Below are 17766 nucleotides of genomic sequence, written 5' to 3' on the forward strand. Positions count from 1 at the left end.
CCGCCGCACCCACCACATGCTCACAGTTGTCCAGCAACAACAGCATCCGCCGCCCCGCACAATGCTCGACGAGACGCGACAACGGATCCCCGCCGAGGAGGTCGTCGGCTCCCCTGAGGTGCGTCTCGCGGGCGCCGAGCGCGGTGAGGACGGCGCCGGGGACCTCGGACTCCTCGCGCACGGAGGCGAGTTCGGCGAGGTGCACGGCTCCGTCGCCGGTGTACGCCTCCGCCGCCTCCAGCGCCAGCCGGGTCTTGCCGACACCGCCGGGCCCGAGCAGGGTCACCAGCCGCCCGGACGCCAACGCGGCTCCCACGTCGGCGAGTTCCCGGTCACGGCCGATGAAGGAGGTGAGCCGGGCCGGCAGCGGCGGGGCCGCGGACACCGGGGCGGGGGCGGGTGCCGCGCCGGCGAGCAGTTCCTCGTGGAGGGACCGGAGTTCGGGCCCCGGGTCGGTGCCGAGGCGGCCGGCGAGGGTCCGGCGGACCTCCTCGTACGCGGCCAGCGCCTCCGCGGCCCGGCCCGTCTCCCGCAGCGCCCGGATCCGCAGCACCTGGAGGGGCTCGTCCAGGGGGCGGGTCGCGGCGAGGGCGGTGAGCGGGGCGAGCGCGCCGGCGGCGCGGCCGAGGGCGAGGTCGGCGGCGAGGCGGTCGCGGCGGGCCTCCCCGTGCCGCTGCTCGACGCGCAGGACGAGGGGGTCGCCGGCGCGGCCGGGCAGGTCGGCCAGGGCGGGACCGCGCCACAGCCCCAGGGCCTCGTCGAGGAGCGCCGCCGCCCGCCCGGCGTCCCCGGCCGCGAGCGCCGCGGAGCCCTCGGCGGCCAGCCGCTCGAAGCGGAACAGATCGACGTCCTCGGGTGCGGCGGCGAGCCGGTAGCCACCCGGTGCCGAGGCGACCGCGGCGGGACCGAGGATCCTGCGGAGCCGGGAGACGAGGGCCTGGAGGGCGGCCGCGGCGTCCTCGGGGCCGGCGTCGTCGGCCCATACCTGGGCGGCGAGGGCGGCGGCCCCCACGGGACGGCCGCCGGCGGCGGCGAGTGCGGCGAAGAGGGCGCCCAGGCGGGCACCGCGCACCGGGCCCTCCGTGCCGTCGGCGTGGGGGGCACGGCCGGGACCGAGGACGCGGTAGAGGGGCTGCACCGCCCCATTCTGCCCCGGCCGCCGCCCGGCCCCGCCGGCGCTCCGCGCCTCCCCCGGGCGGGCGCACCCGGTGCGCCACGCCGTGTCGCAGCCATGGCGTCGGCGGGGTGCGGGTTCGACAATGGGGGGGATGACCGAAGACGATCCGCGTGCGCTCGGAGGCGGGATCGGGCCCGCCGAGTGGCTCGCCATGAACCGGACCGGCAGCTTCGACTGGGATCTCGACACGGGCACCATCGATGTCGACACGTCCGGGCTGCTGGTCTTCGGTGTGTCCCCCGACGGCTTCGACGGGCGGCCGGCGACGCTCGTGGAGCGGCTCGACCCGGCGGAACGGATGCGCCTGGACCGTGTCGTGCGGGCCGCGGTGACCAGCGGCGACGCCTCGTACAGCACGCACTTCCCGATCCCGCAGGACGACGGGACACCCCATTGGACGCATGTGCTGGCGCGGATCCTGCGGGACGGGGACGGGCGGGCGCACCGGATCGTGGGGGCGGTGCGGGACACCACCGCCGAGGTGTCGCACGCGGCTTTCGTGCAGCAGCTGGAGAAGCGCCGCGAGATGCAGACGAGCATCGTCGAGCGGACCACGCACGCGCTGTCGCGGGCGGTGACCGTGGACGACGTGACGGCCGCGCTGACGGGGCCCGGCGGGCTCGCGCGGCTGGGCGCGGACGGTCTCGCGCTCGGTCTGGTCGAGAACGGTTCGCTGAACGTGATCGCGCTCAGCGGGGACTCCCTGGACGTGCTCGACGGGCTGCGCATGCGGCGGCTCGACCGGGGGCTGCCGCTGGCGGAGGCGGTGCTGAGCGGCCGGCCGCGGTTCGTGTCCTCGTTCCCCACACTGGGACGGGACTTCCCCGAACTGGCCCCGTATCTGGACCGGCTGCCGTTCCGGGCGGCCTGCTATCTGCCGCTGGTGGCGCAGGCGCGCTCGCTGGGCGGGATGGCGCTGTTCTACCGGGGGCGGACGGCGTTCACGGCCGACGAGCGGAACCTGGCCCTCGGGCTCGCGGCGATCGTGGCCCAGTCGCTCCAGCGGGCGATCCTCTTCGACGAGGAGCGCGAGCTGGCGACCGGGCTCCAGGAGACGATGCTGCCGCGCCGGATCCCGGAGATCTCCGGCGGCGAGATCGCGGTCCGGTACCACGCGGCGTGGAGCGGCCGGCAGGTCGGCGGCGACTGGTACGACGTGATCGCGCTGCCGCGCGGCCGGGTCGGGATCGTCGTCGGCGACGTGCAGGGGCACGACACCCACGCGGCGGCCATCATGGGCCAGCTGCGGATCGCGCTGCGGGCGTACGCCGGCGAGGGCCACGCCCCTTCCACGGTCCTGGCGCGGGCCTCCCGGTTCCTCGCGGAGCTGGACACCAACCGCTTCGCGACCTGCACCTACGCCCAGGTGGACCTGGCGAGCGGGACGGTGAGGGCCGTCCGGGCCGGGCACCTGGGGCCGCTGATCCGGCACACCGACGGGCGGGTGGGGCAGCCGAAGCTGCGCGGCGGGCTGCCGCTCGGGCTGGCCACGGTCTTCGGCGAGGAGGAGTTCCCGGAGACCCGGCTGGACCTGGTGCCGGGCGAGACGCTGGTGCTGTGCACGGACGGGCTGGTGGAGCAGCCGGGGACCGACATCGAGGCGGGGCTCGCCGCCCTGTCGGAGGCGGTGAGCAGCGGGCCGCCGCAGGCGGAGGCGCTGGCCGACCACCTGTCGGAGCGGCTGTGGGAGCGGTGGGGTTCCGGCGACGACGTGGCGCTGCTGGTGCTGCGGCGGAGCCCGGACCCGGGCACGCAGCGGGCGCCGCGCATCCACCAGTACATCCACCAGGCCGATCCGCAGGGGCTCTCGGACGCGCGGGCGGCCGTGGGGCAGGCGCTGCGCGACTGGGGCATGCCGGAACTCGCCGACGACGCCGAGCTGTTGACGGGCGAGCTGCTGGTGAACGTGCTGCTGCACACCGAGGGAGGCGCGGTGCTCACCCTGGAGGTGCTGCCGGAGCCGGTGCGGCGGGTGCGGCTCTCGGTGCAGGACCGGTCGAGCGCCTGGCCGCGCCGGCGCACCCCGGGCGAGGCGGCGACCTCCGGCCGGGGGCTGCTCCTCATGGACGCGCTGGCCTCGCGCTGGGGCGTGGAGCCGCGTGGCGAGGGCAAGGCCGTGTGGTGCGAGATCGGTCCGGCGCCGGTGGGCGCGGACGTGTCGGGCGGCGGCTGAGGAACCGGTCATGGACCCTGTGGCGGCGTTGAACCGGATCGCGTTCCTGCTGGAGCGGGGCGGCGCCCCGGCGTACCGGGCGCGGGCCTTCCGGACGGCCGCGGCGGCGGTCGGGGCGCTGCCGGAGGGCGAGGCGGAGCGGCGGGCGGCGGCGGGCACGCTGGAGTCCCTGAAGGGGGTCGGGCCGAAGACGGCCGCCGTGGTGCGGGAGGCGGTGGAGGGCCGGGTGCCGGAGTATCTGGCCGGCCTGGAGACCGAGTTGGCGGACTCGCTGGAGGTGGAGCCCGCGGAACCGGACGGCGGGCGGGAGCTGCGGGCGGCGCTGCGCGGGGACTGCCACCTCCACTCGGACTGGTCGGACGGCGGGGCGTCGATCGAGGCGATGGGACGCGCCGCGATCGAACTGGGCCACGCGTGGGCGGTGCTGACGGACCATTCACCGCGGCTGACCGTGGCCCGGGGCCTGTCGCCGGAACGGCTGCGGGAGCAACTGGACGTGGTGGCGGGGCTGAACGAGCAGTGGGCGCCCTTCCGGCTGCTGACCGGCATCGAGTGCGACATCCTCGACGACGGCTCCCTCGACCAGGAGCCCGAACTCCTCGGCCGGCTCGACCTGGTGGTGGGATCGGTCCACTCGAAGCTGCGGATGGACGCGCGGGCCATGACCCGGCGGATGGAGAAGGCCGTGCGGAACCCGCTGATGGACGTCCTCGGCCACTGCACCGGCCGGCTGGTCGCGGGCGGGCGGCTGCGGCCCGAGTCGGAGTTCGACGCGGAGCGGGTCTTCGCGGCGTGCGCGGAGTCGGGGACCGCGGTGGAGATCAACAGCCGCCCGGAGCGGCTCGACCCGCCGCGCCGGCTGCTGCGGCTCGCGGTGGAGGCGGGGGCGTACCTGGCGATCGACACGGACGCGCACGCGCCGGGCCAGCTGGCCTGGCAGCTCCTCGGCTGCGCGCGGGCGGAGGAGTGCGGCGTACCGGCCGGGCGGGTGATCAACACGTGGGAGGCGGACCGGCTGCTGGCCTGGGCCGGGGCGTAGCCGGGGCGGCGGGGTGCGACCGGGGCGGGTCCGGCTCGTTGTGCCGACCGTGAAGAGACGCATTCTCCCGACCGTGAAGAGACGCACCCTCCCGACCGTGAAGCGACGCACCCTCCCGCCCGGGAAGAAGCGCGCCCTCGTCCTGTCCTCGCTCGGCGCGGTCCTGCTGGCCGGGGGCGGCGCGACCTGGTACGCCGCCGATGCCGCGGCCGACGTCGCCGTCGTGTCCTGCTTCTGCCCGCACGGCAGGGAGTCGGCGGCGCGCATCGCCGCCGACTCCCGGGTGCTGGTGGCGGGCACGGTGCGGGACGTACGGGCCTTCCGGCGGCCGGACCTCCGGGGCGAGGGGCCGCGGCGGGTGGTGCGGGCCCGGCTGGTGGTCGACGCCGCCTTCAAGCACGCGGTCCCCTCGCCCGAGGGCATCTCGGCGGGCACCGTTCTGGACGTGGAGCAGTCGGACGATCCGTACGAGGGGTTCTGGGCGTCCCTGTCCGAGGGCCGGCGCTACACCGTGTCGCTGTCGCCGTGGACGCGCGCGGACGGCTCGTCGTACGACGTGGAGGCCGTCGAGGAGACACCGGACCGGGCGGCGGGCGACGCGCGGTGGCGGGTCGCGGCGGCCGACGGGGAACGGCTGCCGGACCCGTGCGACGCGGTCGAGGCGCGGTACCGCGAGGAGTACGGGGTGGACGACGTGTTCCTGGACTGGCTGACGTGACGTGCCCCGCCGGCCGCCGGCGCGGGAGGCGCCGGCGGCCGGCGGTCAGGCGCGCTGCCAGACCGTCGTGACGTTGCAGAACTCCTTGATGCCGTGGCCGGACAGCTCGCGCCCGTAGCCGGAGCGCTTGACGCCGCCGAAGGGGAGCGCCGGGTGGGAGGCGGTCATGCCGTTGACGAAGACGCCGCCGGCCTGGAGGTCCCGGACGAAGAAGTCGACGTCCTCGTCCCGCCGTGTCCACACGTTGGAACTGAGCCCGAACGGCGAGTCGTTGGCGACCGTCACCGCCTCCTCCGCGTCCCGGACCGCGTAGACGGTGGCGACGGGGCCGAAGGTCTCCTCCTGGTGGATCCGCATGGCGGGGGTGATGCCGGTGAGGACGGTGGGGCGGTAGTACCAGCCGCGGACGAGCTCCGGTTCCGCGGGCCGGTGGCCGCCGCAGAGGGCGGTGGCGCCGAGCCGTACGGCGTCGTCGACGAGTTCCTCCAGGTCGGCGCGGCCCTTCTCGGTGGCGAGCGGGCCGACGTCGGTGGCCTCGTCGAGGGGGTCGCCGACGGTGAGGGCGTTCATCGCGGCGGTGAAGCGCTCGGTGAAGTCCTCGTAGACGTCCTCGTGGACGATGAACCGCTTGGCGGCGATGCAGGACTGGCCGTTGTTCTGCACCCGCGCGGTGACGGCGGTCTTCACGGCCCGGACGATGTCCGCGGACGGCATCACGATGAAGGGGTCGCTGCCGCCCAGCTCCAGGACGGTCTTCTTGACGACGTCGCCGGCGACGGAGGCGACGGCCCGGCCGGCCGGCTCGCTGCCGGTGAGGGTGGCGGCGGCGACGCGCGGGTCGCGGAGCACCGCCTCGACCTCTCCGGAGCCGATGAGGAGGGTCTGGAAGCAGCCGTCGGGGTAGCCGGCGCGGCGGAAGAGGTCGCCGAGGTAGAGCGCGGTCCTGGGCACGTTGGAGGCGTGTTTGAGGAGCCCGGTGTTGCCGGCCATGAGGGCGGGCGCGGCGAAGCGGATCACCTGCCAGAGCGGGAAGTTCCACGGCATGACGGCGAGGACCGGGCCGAGCGGCCGGTAGTGGACGCGGGCCCGGTCGGCGCCCGAGTCCCGGACGTCGCTCTCGGCCGGGTGCTCGTCGGCGAGGAGTTCCTCGGCGTGCTTGGCGTACCAGCGCATGGCCTTGGCGCACTTGCCCGCCTCGGCCCGGGAGGCGGTGAGGGGCTTGCCCATCTCCAGGGTCATGGTGCGGGCGATGTCCTCGGTGTCCTCGTCGAGGAGGGTGGCGGCGGCGCGCAGCAGGCGGGCCCGCTCGGCGAAGGGCGTGGTGCGCCAGTGGCGGAACGCCTCGTGGGCGGCGGCGATCCGCCGCTCCACCTCGTCCGGACCGTGCGCGTCGTAGGTGCGCAGCGTCTCGCCGGTGGCGGGGTTCACGGTGGCGATGGCCATGGCCTTCTCCTCCTGCGTCGGCCCCCACCGGAAACCTCCCGCTTCCGGGGCCGGGGCGCAAGGGGGGCGGGTGCGGTGGGGTGACGCACGCGCGCTTGGGGGGGGGATCCGCCCCGGGCGGGCCGGCGGGCCGCGCCGTCGCTCAGGGGACCAGCCAGGCCAGGGCCCCGTCGAGGTGGGCACGGAAGCCGGGGTCGCGGTACGCCTCCGCGGCGTGCCCGAGGGCGGTGAAGAGGAAGCGGCCCCGGTCGACGGTCCGGCACCAGGCGATCGGGTGGTCGTCGCCGAGCGTGCCGCCCTCGTACGCGGTCTCGTCGGCGCGCAGAAGGACGTGGACGCCGGAGGCGCGGGGGTGGGAGGTGTACTCGTACCACTCGTCCGTCCACTCCCAGCGGCGCGGCAGCGGGGCGGAGGCGGGGTGGGCGCCGTCCTCGACGAGGACGGCGCCGGGCTGGAGCGGGGGATGGCCGGCGAAGCGGGTGCCGAGGAGGTCGCCGTAGAAGGGCCAGTCGGGCTCGGCGTTGGCGGCGGCGTGGACGGCGAGCAGGGCGCCGCCGCCGCGCAGGTACGCCTCCAGGGCGGTGCGGCCCTCGGCGGTGAGGACGGTGCCGGTGGTGGAGAGCAGGACGACGAGGGCACGGCCGGCGAGCCTGTCGGCGGTGAAGGCGGCGGGGTCCTCGGTCGTCTCGGCGGTGAGCCCCCGGCCGGCCGCGAGTCCGGTGAGGGCGGCGGCGCCGTCGGGGATGGAGTCGTGCCGGTACCCGGCCGTGCGGGTGTAGACGAGGACGTCGGCGGTGGGCACGCGGGGCTCCTGGGGCGTCGGGGGCGGGGCGGTGGGGGTGGGACGTGGCTGGTGGGGCGGTGGGGGTGGGACGGGGCTGGTGGGCGATGGGGCGGTGGGGGCGGGCCGTCGGCGCGATGGATCGGGGCTGCGGCGCGGGGTGGCGGGATGGCGGGACGGGCTGCGTCGGCGAGGGAGAACCCGCGACAGAAAGCGCTTTCCCCCTCTCCTCGCCGTGACCGTAGCCAGGAAAAACCCCGTGCCGCAAGCCCGTCGTCTCAGGCACACTCCCCCGCATGACAACGCCCTTCACCTCCCGCCCGTCCGCCGGCCCGCTCCACGCGACCGCCGTACGGGCGCTGGCGCACGTGGAAGCCCGTTCGTCAGGGGCGCCGCTGGACCCGGCCCTGCGGGTCACGCTCAACTTCCACCCGCACTTCCTGGACGCGCTGGCCGAGGAGGGCGTCTACCGCTCGCAGTTCGTGACCGGGACCAGCAACGGCGGGCTCACCGCCCGGCCCGGCGGCGACCGCTGGCGGTGGGAGAGCCGGATCTTCGGCGGCGCGTACGACGCGGCCCCGGCCCACGAGCGCCCGGTCTACGGGGCGCTCGACTTCCGCCGCCGCCCCTACGGCGCCGCGCCCCGCTTCGGCTCCGCCCATCTGCGTCTGACGCCGGAGGCCACCGCACGGACGAGTTTCTGCTACCCCGACAGCTTCCTGGAGCCCGCCGACTTCGGTGTGGCGTCCCGGATGGGGCTGGTGGCGCTGGCGGAGGCGGACGGGCGCGATCCGCTCGACGACTACGTCGAGGCGCAGGTCCACGGCCCGGTCGAGCTCGCGCGGGACGTGGAGGCGCTGGTCCTGGACCCGAGCCACCGGGGCACCGCCGTGGAGGAGGCGGCCCGGCGGCTGCCGTGCCCGGTCGAGTGGCACGACGGCTTCCGGCTCACCGTCGCCGAGCTGCGCCGCCATCCGGACTTCCGCGGCCCCGAGTACGTCGCGCTCGGCGCCCGCATCGCCGTCGACGGCCTGCTCGACCCGCGGATCGTCCAGGAGGCGTCCCTGTCGGGCGCGTACGACCCCCAGGACGTCAAGCGGGTCTGGCACTACCTGGCCCGCTTCGGGGCACCGGAGGCGTGACGCCCGCGCCCGGCGCCCGGCGGGCGCGGACGGGCCGGCGCACGGCGGCGCCGAAGGGTCCGCCTCGGCCGGCGGTTCCGCTCCGGCCGGGTCGTCCGCCTCAGCCGAGCAGCCGCCCGGTGACGGCCCGCTCCAGGATTCCCCCGGCGCCGTCCGGCTCCACCCGGTGGAGCCGCGCCCGCGCACGACGGGTCACCACGTCCGCGGGCCGTCCCCCGGCGAAGAGCACGCCCACACCGTCGCCCATGGCCCACCCGGCCGGCAGCGCGCCGCCGGCCACCGCGGCGCGGTACGACGGACGGCGGCCGGGCTCCCGTCGTCGTGGGGGCAGACCGAGCCCGCAGCGGGCCCAGACGGTCGGGCAGGTGCGTCAGCGGACCGAAGGAGTCGGTGTGCGAGCCCTCGGCCCAGCAGTTCGCGCGCGCTGACGCCGCAGAGCAGCGTCCCGCGTGCCGGCGCCTCGTCCAGGATCCGGTCGACCCCGTGGGCGCGCCCGCCAGTCGTCCAGGGGCCCGTCGTCGTCGGTGGAGAACCCTCCGCCGAGGAGGGCCAGGCGGGGTTCGGGTGGGTCGGACACGGGCCGTCTCTCCTTCGTGCGGGTACGCGCGCGTGGGGCCCACCCTGCCCGCGCGCGGAAGGCGGCCGCCACCGAACAGCGCGGGCGCGCGCGGGAGTCGGCGGTCCGTCCGTCCGTCCGGTGCATTGATGGATCGGATACACCTCTGTATCTTTTCGGCTCGCCGCGCACCCTCCTCCGCATCCCCTGGAGCCGCCATGAGCACCGTGCCGCCCGCCCTCGCCGCCGTCGTCGGCCCGCTGCCCGACGGGGTGGAGCTGCCGCTGCCGCCGACGTTCGGGAGCGTCGAGGAGGAGCGCCGGTACCGCAAGGAGCAGTTGGCTGCCGGGTTCCGGATCTTCGGGCGGTTCGGGTTCTCCGAGGGGGTCGCCGGGCACATCACGGTCCGCGACCCGGGCGACCCGGACGCCTTCTGGGTCAACCCGTTCGGCATGAGCTTCAGCCAGATCAAGGCGTCCGACCTGATCCTCGTCGACCACGAGGGACGGGTCCTGGAAGGGCGCCGGCCGGTGAACCGGGCCGCGTTCGTCATCCACTCGCGCGTGCACGCGGCCCGGCCCGACGCGGTCGCGGCGGCGCACTCGCACTCGCTGCACGGGAAGGCGTTCTCCAGCCTGGGCGTCCCGCTGGATCCGATCACCCAGGACGCCTGCGCGTTCTTCGAGGACCACGGCATCTACGACGACTACCGGGGCGTGGTCAACGAGACCGAGGAGGGCGAGCGGGTCGCCAAGGCGCTCGGCGACCACAAGGCGGTGATCCTGAAGAACCACGGGCTGCTGACGGTGGGCCACTCCGTCGCCGAGGCCGTGTGGTGGTTCGTCACCATGGAGCGGTCCTGCCAGGCGCAGCTCCTGGCGATGGCGGCCGGGACCCCGCAGCTGATCGACCGGGAGACGGCTCTGCTCACCCGGGGGCAGATCGGCGGCCACCTGGCGGGCTGGTTCCAGGCCCGGCCGCTGTGGGATCAGATCGAGGCGTCCGACCCGGACCTGTTCGGCTGAGTCCGGCGCGCGGGCCGGGTCGAGACCTCCAGGAGCGGGGGCAGGAACTGCCGCTCCAGGTCGCCCGGCGGCAGCGCCTCCGGCTCCACGTAGCTCTGCGCGAGGCCGCCCTCGCGCAGGGCGATGAGCAGCCGGGCGAACCGGTCGGCGTCCACGGTCAGTTCGCGGCCCGCCCGGCGCAGCACGAGGGTGAGGCCGCGGGCGATCTCGGCCCGCAGCCGCTCGTCGTGCCGGGCCAGCACCCAGGCCGCCTGCGGGTCACGGATGGCGTGGAGGGTGAACTCGGTGGTGACCAGGTACCAGTCCCGCTCGTCCGGCTCGATGGTGGCGGCCAGCTCCGCGAGCCGGGTCAGGGTGTACTCCTCCGCGGTGAGCGCGTCGATGGCGGCGGCGAGGCGCCGCACGGTCCGCTCGCTGTGCTCGTCGAAGAGGGCGAGGAAGAGCTCTTCCTTGCTGGCGAAGTTCGAGTAGTACGCGCCGCGCGTGTACCCGGCGCGGTCGCAGATCTGCTCGATGGTGGTGGCGTGGAAACCGTGCTCGGCGAAGGTCTCCAGCGCGGCCTTCAGGAGCGCCGCCCGGGTGCGCGGCCGCCGTCTCGTGACGCCCTTCGGCACGTCCGCGTCCTCCCGTCGGTCCGGCGCCGCTCCCCGCGGCGCCCGGCGCCCACCCTACCCGCGCGCCGCACCCCGCCCCAGGCCCGGCGCCGGGCGGGCCGGGGCACCGGCGGATAGGATTCACGCATGGGAGAGCGGCCGGTCGCGCCCGCCGCACCCGGCCTGGACCTGCTCGTCGACGGCGTCACGACGCGCATGGACCCGGGCCGCGTCTACCGCGTCGGGCGTGACCCCACCAGCGACATCGTGCTCTCGGACGCCCGGGCGTCCTGGCACCACGCGGTGCTCCGCGCCGCCGGCGGCCAGTGGACGCTCGCCGACGAGGACAGCACCAACGGCACCTACGCCGACGGCGTGCGGGTGCGGATCCCCCGGGTCGTCGGACCGGGCACGGTGGTCCGTTTCGGGCATCCGCAGGACGGTCCCCGCGCCGTCCTCACCACACCCCCCGGCATGGCGCCCCCCGTCTCCGGGCCGTCGACGTCCGGGCAGGACGATGTCTCCGCGCCCCCCGTGCCCTCCGCGCCCTCCGCGCCCTCCGTGCCCTCCGTGCCCTCCGCGGCCGGGCCGTCGGCCGTCTCCGAGCCGCCGGTCTCCGCGCCCGCCTCCGCGCCACCCGCCTCCGAGCCGCCCGCCTCCGCGCCCTTCGTGGCCGAGCCTCCCGCCGGGCAGCCCGTCCGCCCGGCGGCCGCACCACCCCCCTCGCCCCCACCGACCTCCTCCCCGGCGCCCCCGGCCGCGGAGCCCGTACCCCGGGAACAGCAGCCGGGCGGCGGGGCGGCGGACGTGCCGCGGCCCGCCGGGGTGTCCCGGCCCGGGGCGACCGGGACGTTCCGGCGGCCGACGGCGGTGCGGCCGCTGCCCGAGCACACCGTGCGGATCGGACGGGCGCCGGACAACGACGTCGTCGTCGCGGACCTGGTGGTCTCCCGGCACCACGCGGAGCTCATCGCCCGGCCCGACGGCACCTACTGGATCCACGACCTCGGCAGTCACAACGGCACCTTCCTCAACGGCCGTCCCGTGGTCGATCCGGTACGGGTCACGGCGGACGACATCGTCGGCATCGGCCGCAGCGCGTTCTGCCTGGCCGGCGGGCAGCTCGTCGAGTTCACCGACACCGGCGAGATCTCGCTGGACGTGCAGGAGCTGGCCGTCACCGTCGACCGCGGCCGCAAGACCCTCCTCGACGGGGTGTCCTTCCCGGTCGGCGAGAAATCGCTGCTCGCCGTCGTCGGCCCGTCCGGGGCCGGCAAGTCCACCCTGCTCGGGGCGCTCACCGGGCAGCGGCCCGCCGACCGGGGCACGGTCCTCTACGACGGACGCGACCTCTACCGGGACTACGCCGAACTGCGCCAGCGCATCGGGCTCGTCCCGCAGGACGACATCCTGCACCTCCAGCTGACCGTCCGGCGCGCCCTCGCGTACGCGGCCGAGCTGCGCTTCCCCGGCGACACGGCGCCCGCCGAGCGGCACGCGCGCGTGGAGGAGGTGATCGGCGAGCTGGGCCTCACCGAACGCGCCGACCAGCCGATCCACAGCCTCTCCGGCGGGCAGCGCAAACGCGTCAGCGTCGCCCTGGAACTCCTCACGAAGCCGTCCCTGCTCTTCCTCGACGAGCCGACCTCCGGCCTCGACCCGGGCATGGACCGCTCGGTGATGCACATGCTGCGGGGGCTCGCCGACGACGGCCGCACGGTCGTCGTGGTCACCCACAGCGTGCTCAGCCTGGACGTCTGCGACAGGCTCCTGGTGCTCGCCCCCGGCGGCCGGGTCGCCTACTACGGGCCGCCCGACGACACCCTGTCCTTCTTCGGTTTCGCCCAGTGGCCGGAAGCCTTCGAGGCGTTCGAGACCGAGCGGGACCGGGACTGGGCGGGGCAGTACCGGGGCTCGCGCTTCCACCGGCGATACATCGACGACGCGACGGTCCGGCCGTACGCGCCCGTGGGCGGCGACCCCGGGTCCGCGGGGGCGCCCGGCGTCCAGGCCGCCCACGCCCCGCCGCCGAAGCCGCAGAGCTGGGGCTCGCAGCTGCGGACCCTGGTGCGGCGCTACACGGCCGCGCTCGCCGCCGACCGCACCTTCCTCGCCATCATGATCGCCCTGCCGTTCGTGATGGGCGCCATGGCCAGGGCGCTGTCCGAGGGCAGCCTCAACCCCGAGTCCACCCTGAACGTGCTGCTGATCCTCTGCGTCGGCGGCGTCCTCACCGGCGCGGCCAACGCGGTCCGCGAGCTGGTGAAGGAGCGGTCGATCTATCGCCGGGAGAGAGCCGTCGGCCTGTCCCGTTCCGCCTACCTCGCCTCCAAGGTCGTCGTCCTCGGCACGATCACCGTCGTGCAGGCCGTGGTGCTGACCCTCGTCGCGCTGGTCGGTGTGCCGCTGAACGTGCCCGACGGCAAGGGGGTGCTGATGCCCCCGCTGATCGAGATCACCCTCGCCGTCGCCCTGCTCGCCTTCACGGCGATGATGCTCGGCCTGCTCGTGTCGGCGCTGGTCCGCAAGGAGGAGGTGACGATGCCGCTGCTGGTCCTCCTCGCGATCGTCCAGGTGGTGTTCTGCGGGGCGCTGCTGAGCGTGCGCGGCACTCCGGTCCTGGAACAGCTGGCCTGGCTGGTGCCGTCGCGGTGGGCGTTCGCCGCGATGGGGGCGACCATCGACATCGGGGCGGTGGCGCCGAGCGAGAAGACGGACGATCCGCTCATGGCGCACACCGCCGCCGCCTGGCTCTTCGACATGGGCATGCTGGTCGTGCTCTGTGTGGTGCTCGGGTTCGCGGTGGCCCGGCTGCTGCGCCGTCACGAACCCGTCGTCATGCGCCGCTGACCGCGATCAGGAGGTGGGTACGTGAGCGTTCCCGACCCCGTCTCGGATGTCGGATCCACGGGCCAGGAGGCCGGATCCGACCGGGCGGACATCGGATCCGATTCCGTCTACGCGGCCGGCTTCCGGCCCACCCATGTCGTGCCGCGCGGCGGGCTGTCCGCCTGGCAGGCCCCTGACCCCGGCTTCCCCACGGTCCCGCTGGACGCCTTCCTGCCGGTGCGGCTCGTGGAGCGGACCGGTGACTGGGGACGGGTGCTGTGCTCCAACGGCTGGCAGGCATGGGTGGACGCGCGGCTCCTCGTGAGCGTGCCCGACGACCCTCCGGCCGCGGGTTCGGCGCTGTCCCGGACGGCCGATCCACGGCCCCTCATCGCCCGCGCGGAGGACGCCCTGGGCCGGTACCGGCGGGCGGTCGAGGAGCTGGCGGCGGGCCGGGCGGACGGCGAGACCTTCCGGCGGCGCACGCGCGGGCTGCGGGTCGGCATGGTCGTCGACGGCGAGTCGGTGTGGCTGTACGACGCGGAGCACGAGCGGTGGGTCTACTGCGACGGGGTGGGCCTGACGACGTACGCGGCGGCGTCCGGGCCGTCCCTGGCGGCGGAGGCCGCGGGGGCGGGGCCCGGCGCGTCGGAGGGCACGGCGGGGCCGGAGCCCGGGACGGAGGGCGAGCCCGAGGGCGAGGCCGCCCCCGGACCCGCGCCCACGCCCACGCCCACGCCCACGCCAGAACCCACGCCCGAGCCCGAGCCCGCGCCGAAGGCACGGCCGGCGCCCGTCGCGTACGAGCCGACGCAGGTGGTGCCGCAGGTCGATCCGGCGGCAGCCGCCGGTCCGCCCCCGACGCAGGTCGTGAGCCGGCCGCCCGACGCCGGGGGCGACGACTGATGGCGGGCGGGGCGCGGGACACCGGTCTCCCGGCGGGGCGGCCGTCGGGGCTGACCGGCAAGGAGATCGCCGGTTACCGGGTGGAGGCCGAGATCGGGCGCGGCGGGATGGCGGTCGTGTACCGGGCGCGGGACCTGCGGCTGGACCGGACGGTGGCGCTGAAGCTGCTGGCGCCGGAGCTGGCCCGCAACGACACCTTCAGGAAGCGGTTCGCGCACGAGTCGCGGGTGGCGGCGTCGATCGACCACCCGCACATCGTGCCGGTCTTCGAGGCGGGCGAGACGGAAGGGGTCCTGTACATCGCGATGCGGTACGTGGCGGGGCAGGACCTGGTGGCGCTGCTGGCCCGGGAGGGACCGCTGCCGCCGGCGACGGCCGGCCGGATCGCGGCGCAGGTGGCGTCGGCGCTGGACGCGGCGCACGCGCACGACCTGGTCCACCGGGACGTGAAGCCCGGGAACATCCTGGTCGCGGAGGGCACCGACCGGGAGCATCCGGAGCACGTGTACCTCACGGACTTCGGGCTGACGAAGAAGTCGCTGTCGCTGACCGGGTTCACGACGGTGGGCGAGTTCGTGGGCACGCTGGACTACGTGGCGCCGGAGCAGATCTCGGGGAAGCCGGTCGACGGGCGCTGCGACGTGTACAGCCTGGCGTGCGTGGTCTTCGAGACGCTGTGCGGGGTGCCGCCGTTCCGCAGGGACACCGACTGGGCGGTGCTGTGGGCGCAGCAGTACGACCCTCCGCCGCCGCTGGCCGAGCACCGGCCGGGGCTGCCGGAGGCGGCGGACGCGGTGTTCGCGCGGGCGCTGGCGAAGACGCCGGAGGAGCGGTACGGGACGTGCCTGGAGTTCGTCGCGGAGCTGCGGGCGGCCCTCGGGCGCGTGCCGGGCGGTCCGGCGGCGGCGACCGGGTCGGGCCACCGCGCCCCGGGCCCGCCGCCGGAGCCCCCGGCATGGGCCGGGCCGGTGTTCCGGCGGCTCGGCGTGGACCTCTAGGCCGTCTCTATCGGATCCGGGGCGTCCCTGGGCGCGGTGTCCCCTGGCCGCCGGGCCCGCGGATCCCGCCGGCCGCGGGCTCCCGGAGGCCCCCGGACGTCGTCAGTCCTTGGGGGGCACCGGGTCGGGCGGGAGCTGGCCCGGGTGGCGGACGCGGGTGGCGAGGAGGCCGCCCAGGAAGCCCGCGACGAGGCCCCAGAGGAGGGCGCATCCGACCGTGCGCCAGACGTCGGGCCGGAGCACCACCTCGCCGCCGAGGGCCGCGAGGTCGCCGATGCCGAGGATCGAGAGGCCGAAGCGGGCCTCGACGAGGGTGAGGGGCACGACGGCGAGCATGGTGAGGGCGAAGGCGACGCCGAGGTGCAGGGCGTGCTGCCAGGGCCGGACCCGGGCCGGGGAGCGTACGGCGGCGACGAAGGCCGCGGCGAGGACGAGGACGGCGGCGATGGGCAGCAGCCACCAGGCGCGTCCGTCCTGGGCGGCGAGCGAGGACAGGTCGACCGTGGACAGGTCGGTGCTCGTTCCGCCGCCGCGCAGGACGGCGTCGAGGATCTGGGGCATGGGGAGGCCGAAGGGGCCGTCGACCCGGCCCTCCCAGGCGCCGCCGATGCCGACGCCGAGGGCGAGCCAGCTGACGTTGGGCAGGCCGAGGAGGACGACGGCGAGGGTCTCGGCGGCGTGCCCCTTGGTGGCGGCGACGACGAGGCCGATGACGAGGCCGACGGCCACGTACGCGAGGAGCAGCAGGAGCATGGCCGAGGCGGCGGGCCGGACGGCCTCCTGATACCGCAGCACGCGCGCGGGGAGGGCGCTGCGGCGGGAGACGAGGAGGGCGACCAGGAGGACGCCGAGGATCCACAGGAGGCCGTAGCCGAGGGTGGCGCCGAGGACGGTGCGGAAGCCGACGGTGGGATCGGTCGCGTCGAGGAGTTCGCCGAAGAGGTCGCCGAGGGGTTCCTGCGGGTCGCCGACGCCGATGGTGAGGGGGAAGTCGTGGCGGGCGAGGGCGGAGAGCCCGGCGAGGGCGGCCAGCCAGAGCACGACGACGGCCGCGGCCCGGGCCGCGAGGTCGCCGGCCCCGGCGACGGCGTGGTGGCGGAGCGGGCGGAGGAAGACCGCGCCGGTGACGAGGGCGCCGACGAGGGTGACGCTGAGGGGCATCGCGGTGAGTTCGCCCTGGGTGCCGGCGAAGGAGCCCGCCGAACCGGCGATCTCGACCTGTCCGCCGGCGGCCATCACCACGACGGCGGCGAGGACGGCGGCGAAGCCTCCGGGGAGGTCGGCCGCTCCGGCGGCCCAGAGGCCGAGGCCGGCGGTGACGCCCATGGCGACGTACCCGGCGACGACGGCGGCGAGGGCCTGGACGGCGACGCGGAGCCCCGCCCGGGCGGGGGCGCCCGGGGCGTCCTGGCCGGGGGCGGGGGGCGGGGTGCTGGGCAGCCGGCTGCTCACCCTGCCCACGCTAGTCCGGCGCGGGCGGCTCCGCCTGTGGATGCGGTCCGTCCGGGCGTCGGCCGGGGCACCGCCCGCCGCCTGGTGACGCTCCGTGAAAGCAGGCCCATACGAGGCATCCCTAACCGGTTCCGGCCGTGCCAAACGGGCTTCCGGCGGACGATGCGGTAACGCTCCGGTGACGTTCCGAGACGACGATCAGGTGTTACACCGTCGTTATAAAGGAGAGATTCGACCCGTTTCCTCACCCTTCACACCCACCGAATTCGTCAGGCGATCGTCCAACCGGAGCGACATGCGCGGCTGGGCATACCACGAACCATCCCTTGATGTAACCCCCCAGGGCCAGGAAGTTCACGGCTGCGCTGGGTAACTTCGGCGCCCATGACCACAGCTCACACAGCACCGGAACCCGTCCGGGACGAAGCGCCGGTCTCTGCCCGGGGATGGACCATCGGACGGCCACGGGTCGACGACGGCGCCCAACTCTGGCGGCTGGCAAAGGAGTCCGAGACGCTCGACGTCAACTCCTCCTACAGCTACCTCCTGTGGTGCCGCGACTTCGCCGACACCTCCGCCGTCGCCCGTGACGCGGCCGGCCGGCCGATGGGCTTCGTGACCGGCTACCTCCGGCCCGACGCACCGGGGACGCTGCTGGTCTGGCAGGTGGCCGTCGACCCCGGGTACCGGGGGCACGGGGTCGCCGGGGCGCTTCTCGACCACCTCTCGGAGCGGGTCGCCGACACCCACGCGCTGGACGCCGTGGAGACGACCATCACACCGGACAACCTCGCCTCCGAGCGCCTGTTCAGCGCGTACGCCCGCCGACACGGGGCACGCGTGAGCCGGACGGTCCTCTTCCCGGCCGGCGCGTTCCCGTCCCCCGGGCACGAGTCCGAGGTGCTGCACCGCATCGCGCCGCTGGCCTTCTGAA

The 17766-nt window shown here is 75.7% G+C and carries 14 protein-coding genes and 1 pseudogene; 9 read left to right on the forward strand and 6 right to left on the reverse strand.

Translation table 11 applies throughout. The annotated features are described in order from the left end of the window. Positions 1 to 1138: BTAD domain-containing putative transcriptional regulator (locus ACFVU3_RS29750; protein WP_390070999.1), on the reverse strand; the 1138-nt coding region annotated here is incomplete at its 3' end. Between the two features lie 130 nt (positions 1139 to 1268). Here ACFVU3_RS29750 and ACFVU3_RS29755 point away from each other — a divergent pair. The 3 genes from ACFVU3_RS29755 to ACFVU3_RS29765 all read left to right on the forward strand — a co-directional run bounded on the left by ACFVU3_RS29755 (position 1269) and on the right by ACFVU3_RS29765 (position 5107). Continuing rightward, entirely contained in the window at positions 1269 to 3350 is a 2082-nt protein-coding gene (locus tag ACFVU3_RS29755; protein WP_390071001.1) for a SpoIIE family protein phosphatase, read from the forward strand. Positions 3351 to 3360: 10 nt separating this feature from the next. After that, the gene (locus ACFVU3_RS29760; RefSeq protein WP_390071003.1) at positions 3361 to 4389 is read left to right on the forward strand and encodes a PHP domain-containing protein; all 1029 of its coding nucleotides are present in this window, start codon (positions 3361 to 3363) and stop codon (positions 4387 to 4389) included. Between the two features lie 97 nt (positions 4390 to 4486). Then, entirely contained in the window at positions 4487 to 5107 is a 621-nt protein-coding gene (locus ACFVU3_RS29765; RefSeq protein ID WP_390071005.1) for a hypothetical protein, read from the forward strand. Positions 5108 to 5152: 45 nt separating this feature from the next. Here the strand turns inward: ACFVU3_RS29765 and ACFVU3_RS29770 are convergent, their stop codons facing one another. Both ACFVU3_RS29770 and ACFVU3_RS29775 read right to left on the reverse strand, forming a co-directional pair. Beyond that, the gene (locus tag ACFVU3_RS29770) at positions 5153 to 6550 is read right to left on the reverse strand and encodes an NADP-dependent succinic semialdehyde dehydrogenase (protein WP_390071007.1); all 1398 of its coding nucleotides are present in this window, start codon (positions 6548 to 6550) and stop codon (positions 5153 to 5155) included. 142 nt (positions 6551 to 6692) lie between these two features. Continuing rightward, complete coding sequence (locus tag ACFVU3_RS29775) at positions 6693 to 7352, reverse strand: ThuA domain-containing protein (RefSeq protein ID WP_390071009.1); 660 nt, start codon at positions 7350 to 7352, stop codon at positions 6693 to 6695. A gap of 275 nt (positions 7353 to 7627) precedes the next feature. Between ACFVU3_RS29775 and ACFVU3_RS29780 the strand changes: the two genes are divergently transcribed. Then, positions 7628 to 8473 carry a DUF3626 domain-containing protein gene (locus ACFVU3_RS29780; RefSeq protein ID WP_390071011.1) on the forward strand — a complete coding sequence of 282 codons (846 nt, stop codon included), beginning with the start codon at positions 7628 to 7630 and terminating at the stop codon, positions 8471 to 8473. A gap of 100 nt (positions 8474 to 8573) precedes the next feature. Here ACFVU3_RS29780 and ACFVU3_RS29785 read toward each other — a convergent pair. Continuing rightward, positions 8574 to 8965 (reverse strand): annotated as a pseudogene (locus ACFVU3_RS29785) (Type 1 glutamine amidotransferase-like domain-containing protein); the annotation flags it as partial. Between the two features lie 282 nt (positions 8966 to 9247). On the opposite strand from ACFVU3_RS29785, the gene ACFVU3_RS29790 reads away from it, so the two are divergent. Then, entirely contained in the window at positions 9248 to 10054 is an 807-nt protein-coding gene (locus ACFVU3_RS29790; RefSeq protein WP_390071013.1) for a class II aldolase/adducin family protein, read from the forward strand. On the opposite strand, the gene ACFVU3_RS29795 is transcribed toward ACFVU3_RS29790, so the two are convergent. Further along, positions 10018 to 10668, reverse strand: a complete 651-nt coding sequence (locus ACFVU3_RS29795) for a TetR/AcrR family transcriptional regulator (protein ID WP_390071015.1) — start codon at positions 10666 to 10668, stop codon at positions 10018 to 10020. The two genes, ACFVU3_RS29790 and ACFVU3_RS29795, sit on opposite strands and share 37 nt — an antisense overlap. Before the next feature lie 126 nt (positions 10669 to 10794). Here ACFVU3_RS29795 and ACFVU3_RS29800 point away from each other — a divergent pair, with 126 nt between their 5' ends. The 3 genes from ACFVU3_RS29800 to ACFVU3_RS29810 all read left to right on the forward strand — a co-directional run bounded on the left by ACFVU3_RS29800 (position 10795) and on the right by ACFVU3_RS29810 (position 15380). Then, positions 10795 to 13497: an FHA domain-containing protein gene (locus tag ACFVU3_RS29800; RefSeq protein WP_390071017.1), complete on the forward strand. Its 2703-nt coding sequence runs from the start codon at positions 10795 to 10797 to the stop codon at positions 13495 to 13497. Between the two features lie 90 nt (positions 13498 to 13587). Beyond that, the gene (locus tag ACFVU3_RS29805) at positions 13588 to 14382 is read left to right on the forward strand and encodes a hypothetical protein (protein ID WP_390071162.1); all 795 of its coding nucleotides are present in this window, start codon (positions 13588 to 13590) and stop codon (positions 14380 to 14382) included. After that, positions 14382 to 15380, forward strand: a complete 999-nt coding sequence (locus ACFVU3_RS29810; protein WP_390071019.1) for a serine/threonine-protein kinase — start codon at positions 14382 to 14384, stop codon at positions 15378 to 15380. The genes ACFVU3_RS29805 and ACFVU3_RS29810 overlap by 1 nt, the downstream gene beginning before the upstream one ends. A 102-nt stretch (positions 15381 to 15482) precedes the next feature. Here ACFVU3_RS29810 and ACFVU3_RS29815 read toward each other — a convergent pair whose 3' ends face one another. Next, positions 15483 to 16841 carry a streptophobe family protein gene (locus ACFVU3_RS29815; protein WP_390071021.1) on the reverse strand — a complete coding sequence of 453 codons (1359 nt, stop codon included), beginning with the start codon at positions 16839 to 16841 and terminating at the stop codon, positions 15483 to 15485. 375 nt (positions 16842 to 17216) lie between these two features. Between ACFVU3_RS29815 and ectA the strand changes: the two genes are divergently transcribed. Continuing rightward, a complete protein-coding gene (gene ectA / locus ACFVU3_RS29820) occupies positions 17217 to 17765 on the forward strand; it encodes a diaminobutyrate acetyltransferase (RefSeq protein WP_390071023.1) in 549 nt (182 codons plus the stop codon). Position 17766: the final 1 nt, after the last annotated feature.

It is taken from the genome of Streptomyces sp. NPDC058052 (assembly GCF_042885515.1).
Taxonomy (GTDB): domain Bacteria; phylum Actinomycetota; class Actinomycetes; order Streptomycetales; family Streptomycetaceae; genus Streptomyces.

Excerpts from the sequence above, each read along its gene's own strand:
- ACFVU3_RS29810 (WP_390071019.1), top strand. The coding sequence starts at position 14,382 with ATGGCGGGCGGGGCGCGGGACACCGGTCTCCCGGCGGGGCGGCCGTCG.
- ACFVU3_RS29790 (WP_390071013.1), top strand. The coding sequence starts at position 9,248 with ATGAGCACCGTGCCGCCCGCCCTCGCCGCCGTCGTCGGCCCGCTGCCC.
- ACFVU3_RS29800 (WP_390071017.1), top strand. The coding sequence starts at position 10,795 with ATGGGAGAGCGGCCGGTCGCGCCCGCCGCACCCGGCCTGGACCTGCTC.
- ACFVU3_RS29755 (WP_390071001.1), top strand. The coding sequence starts at position 1,269 with ATGACCGAAGACGATCCGCGTGCGCTCGGAGGCGGGATCGGGCCCGCC.
- ectA (WP_390071023.1), top strand. The coding sequence starts at position 17,217 with ATGACCACAGCTCACACAGCACCGGAACCCGTCCGGGACGAAGCGCCG.
- ACFVU3_RS29760 (WP_390071003.1), top strand. The coding sequence starts at position 3,361 with ATGGACCCTGTGGCGGCGTTGAACCGGATCGCGTTCCTGCTGGAGCGG.
- ACFVU3_RS29780 (WP_390071011.1), top strand. The coding sequence starts at position 7,628 with ATGACAACGCCCTTCACCTCCCGCCCGTCCGCCGGCCCGCTCCACGCG.
- ACFVU3_RS29770 (WP_390071007.1), bottom strand. The coding sequence starts at position 6,550 with ATGGCCATCGCCACCGTGAACCCCGCCACCGGCGAGACGCTGCGCACC.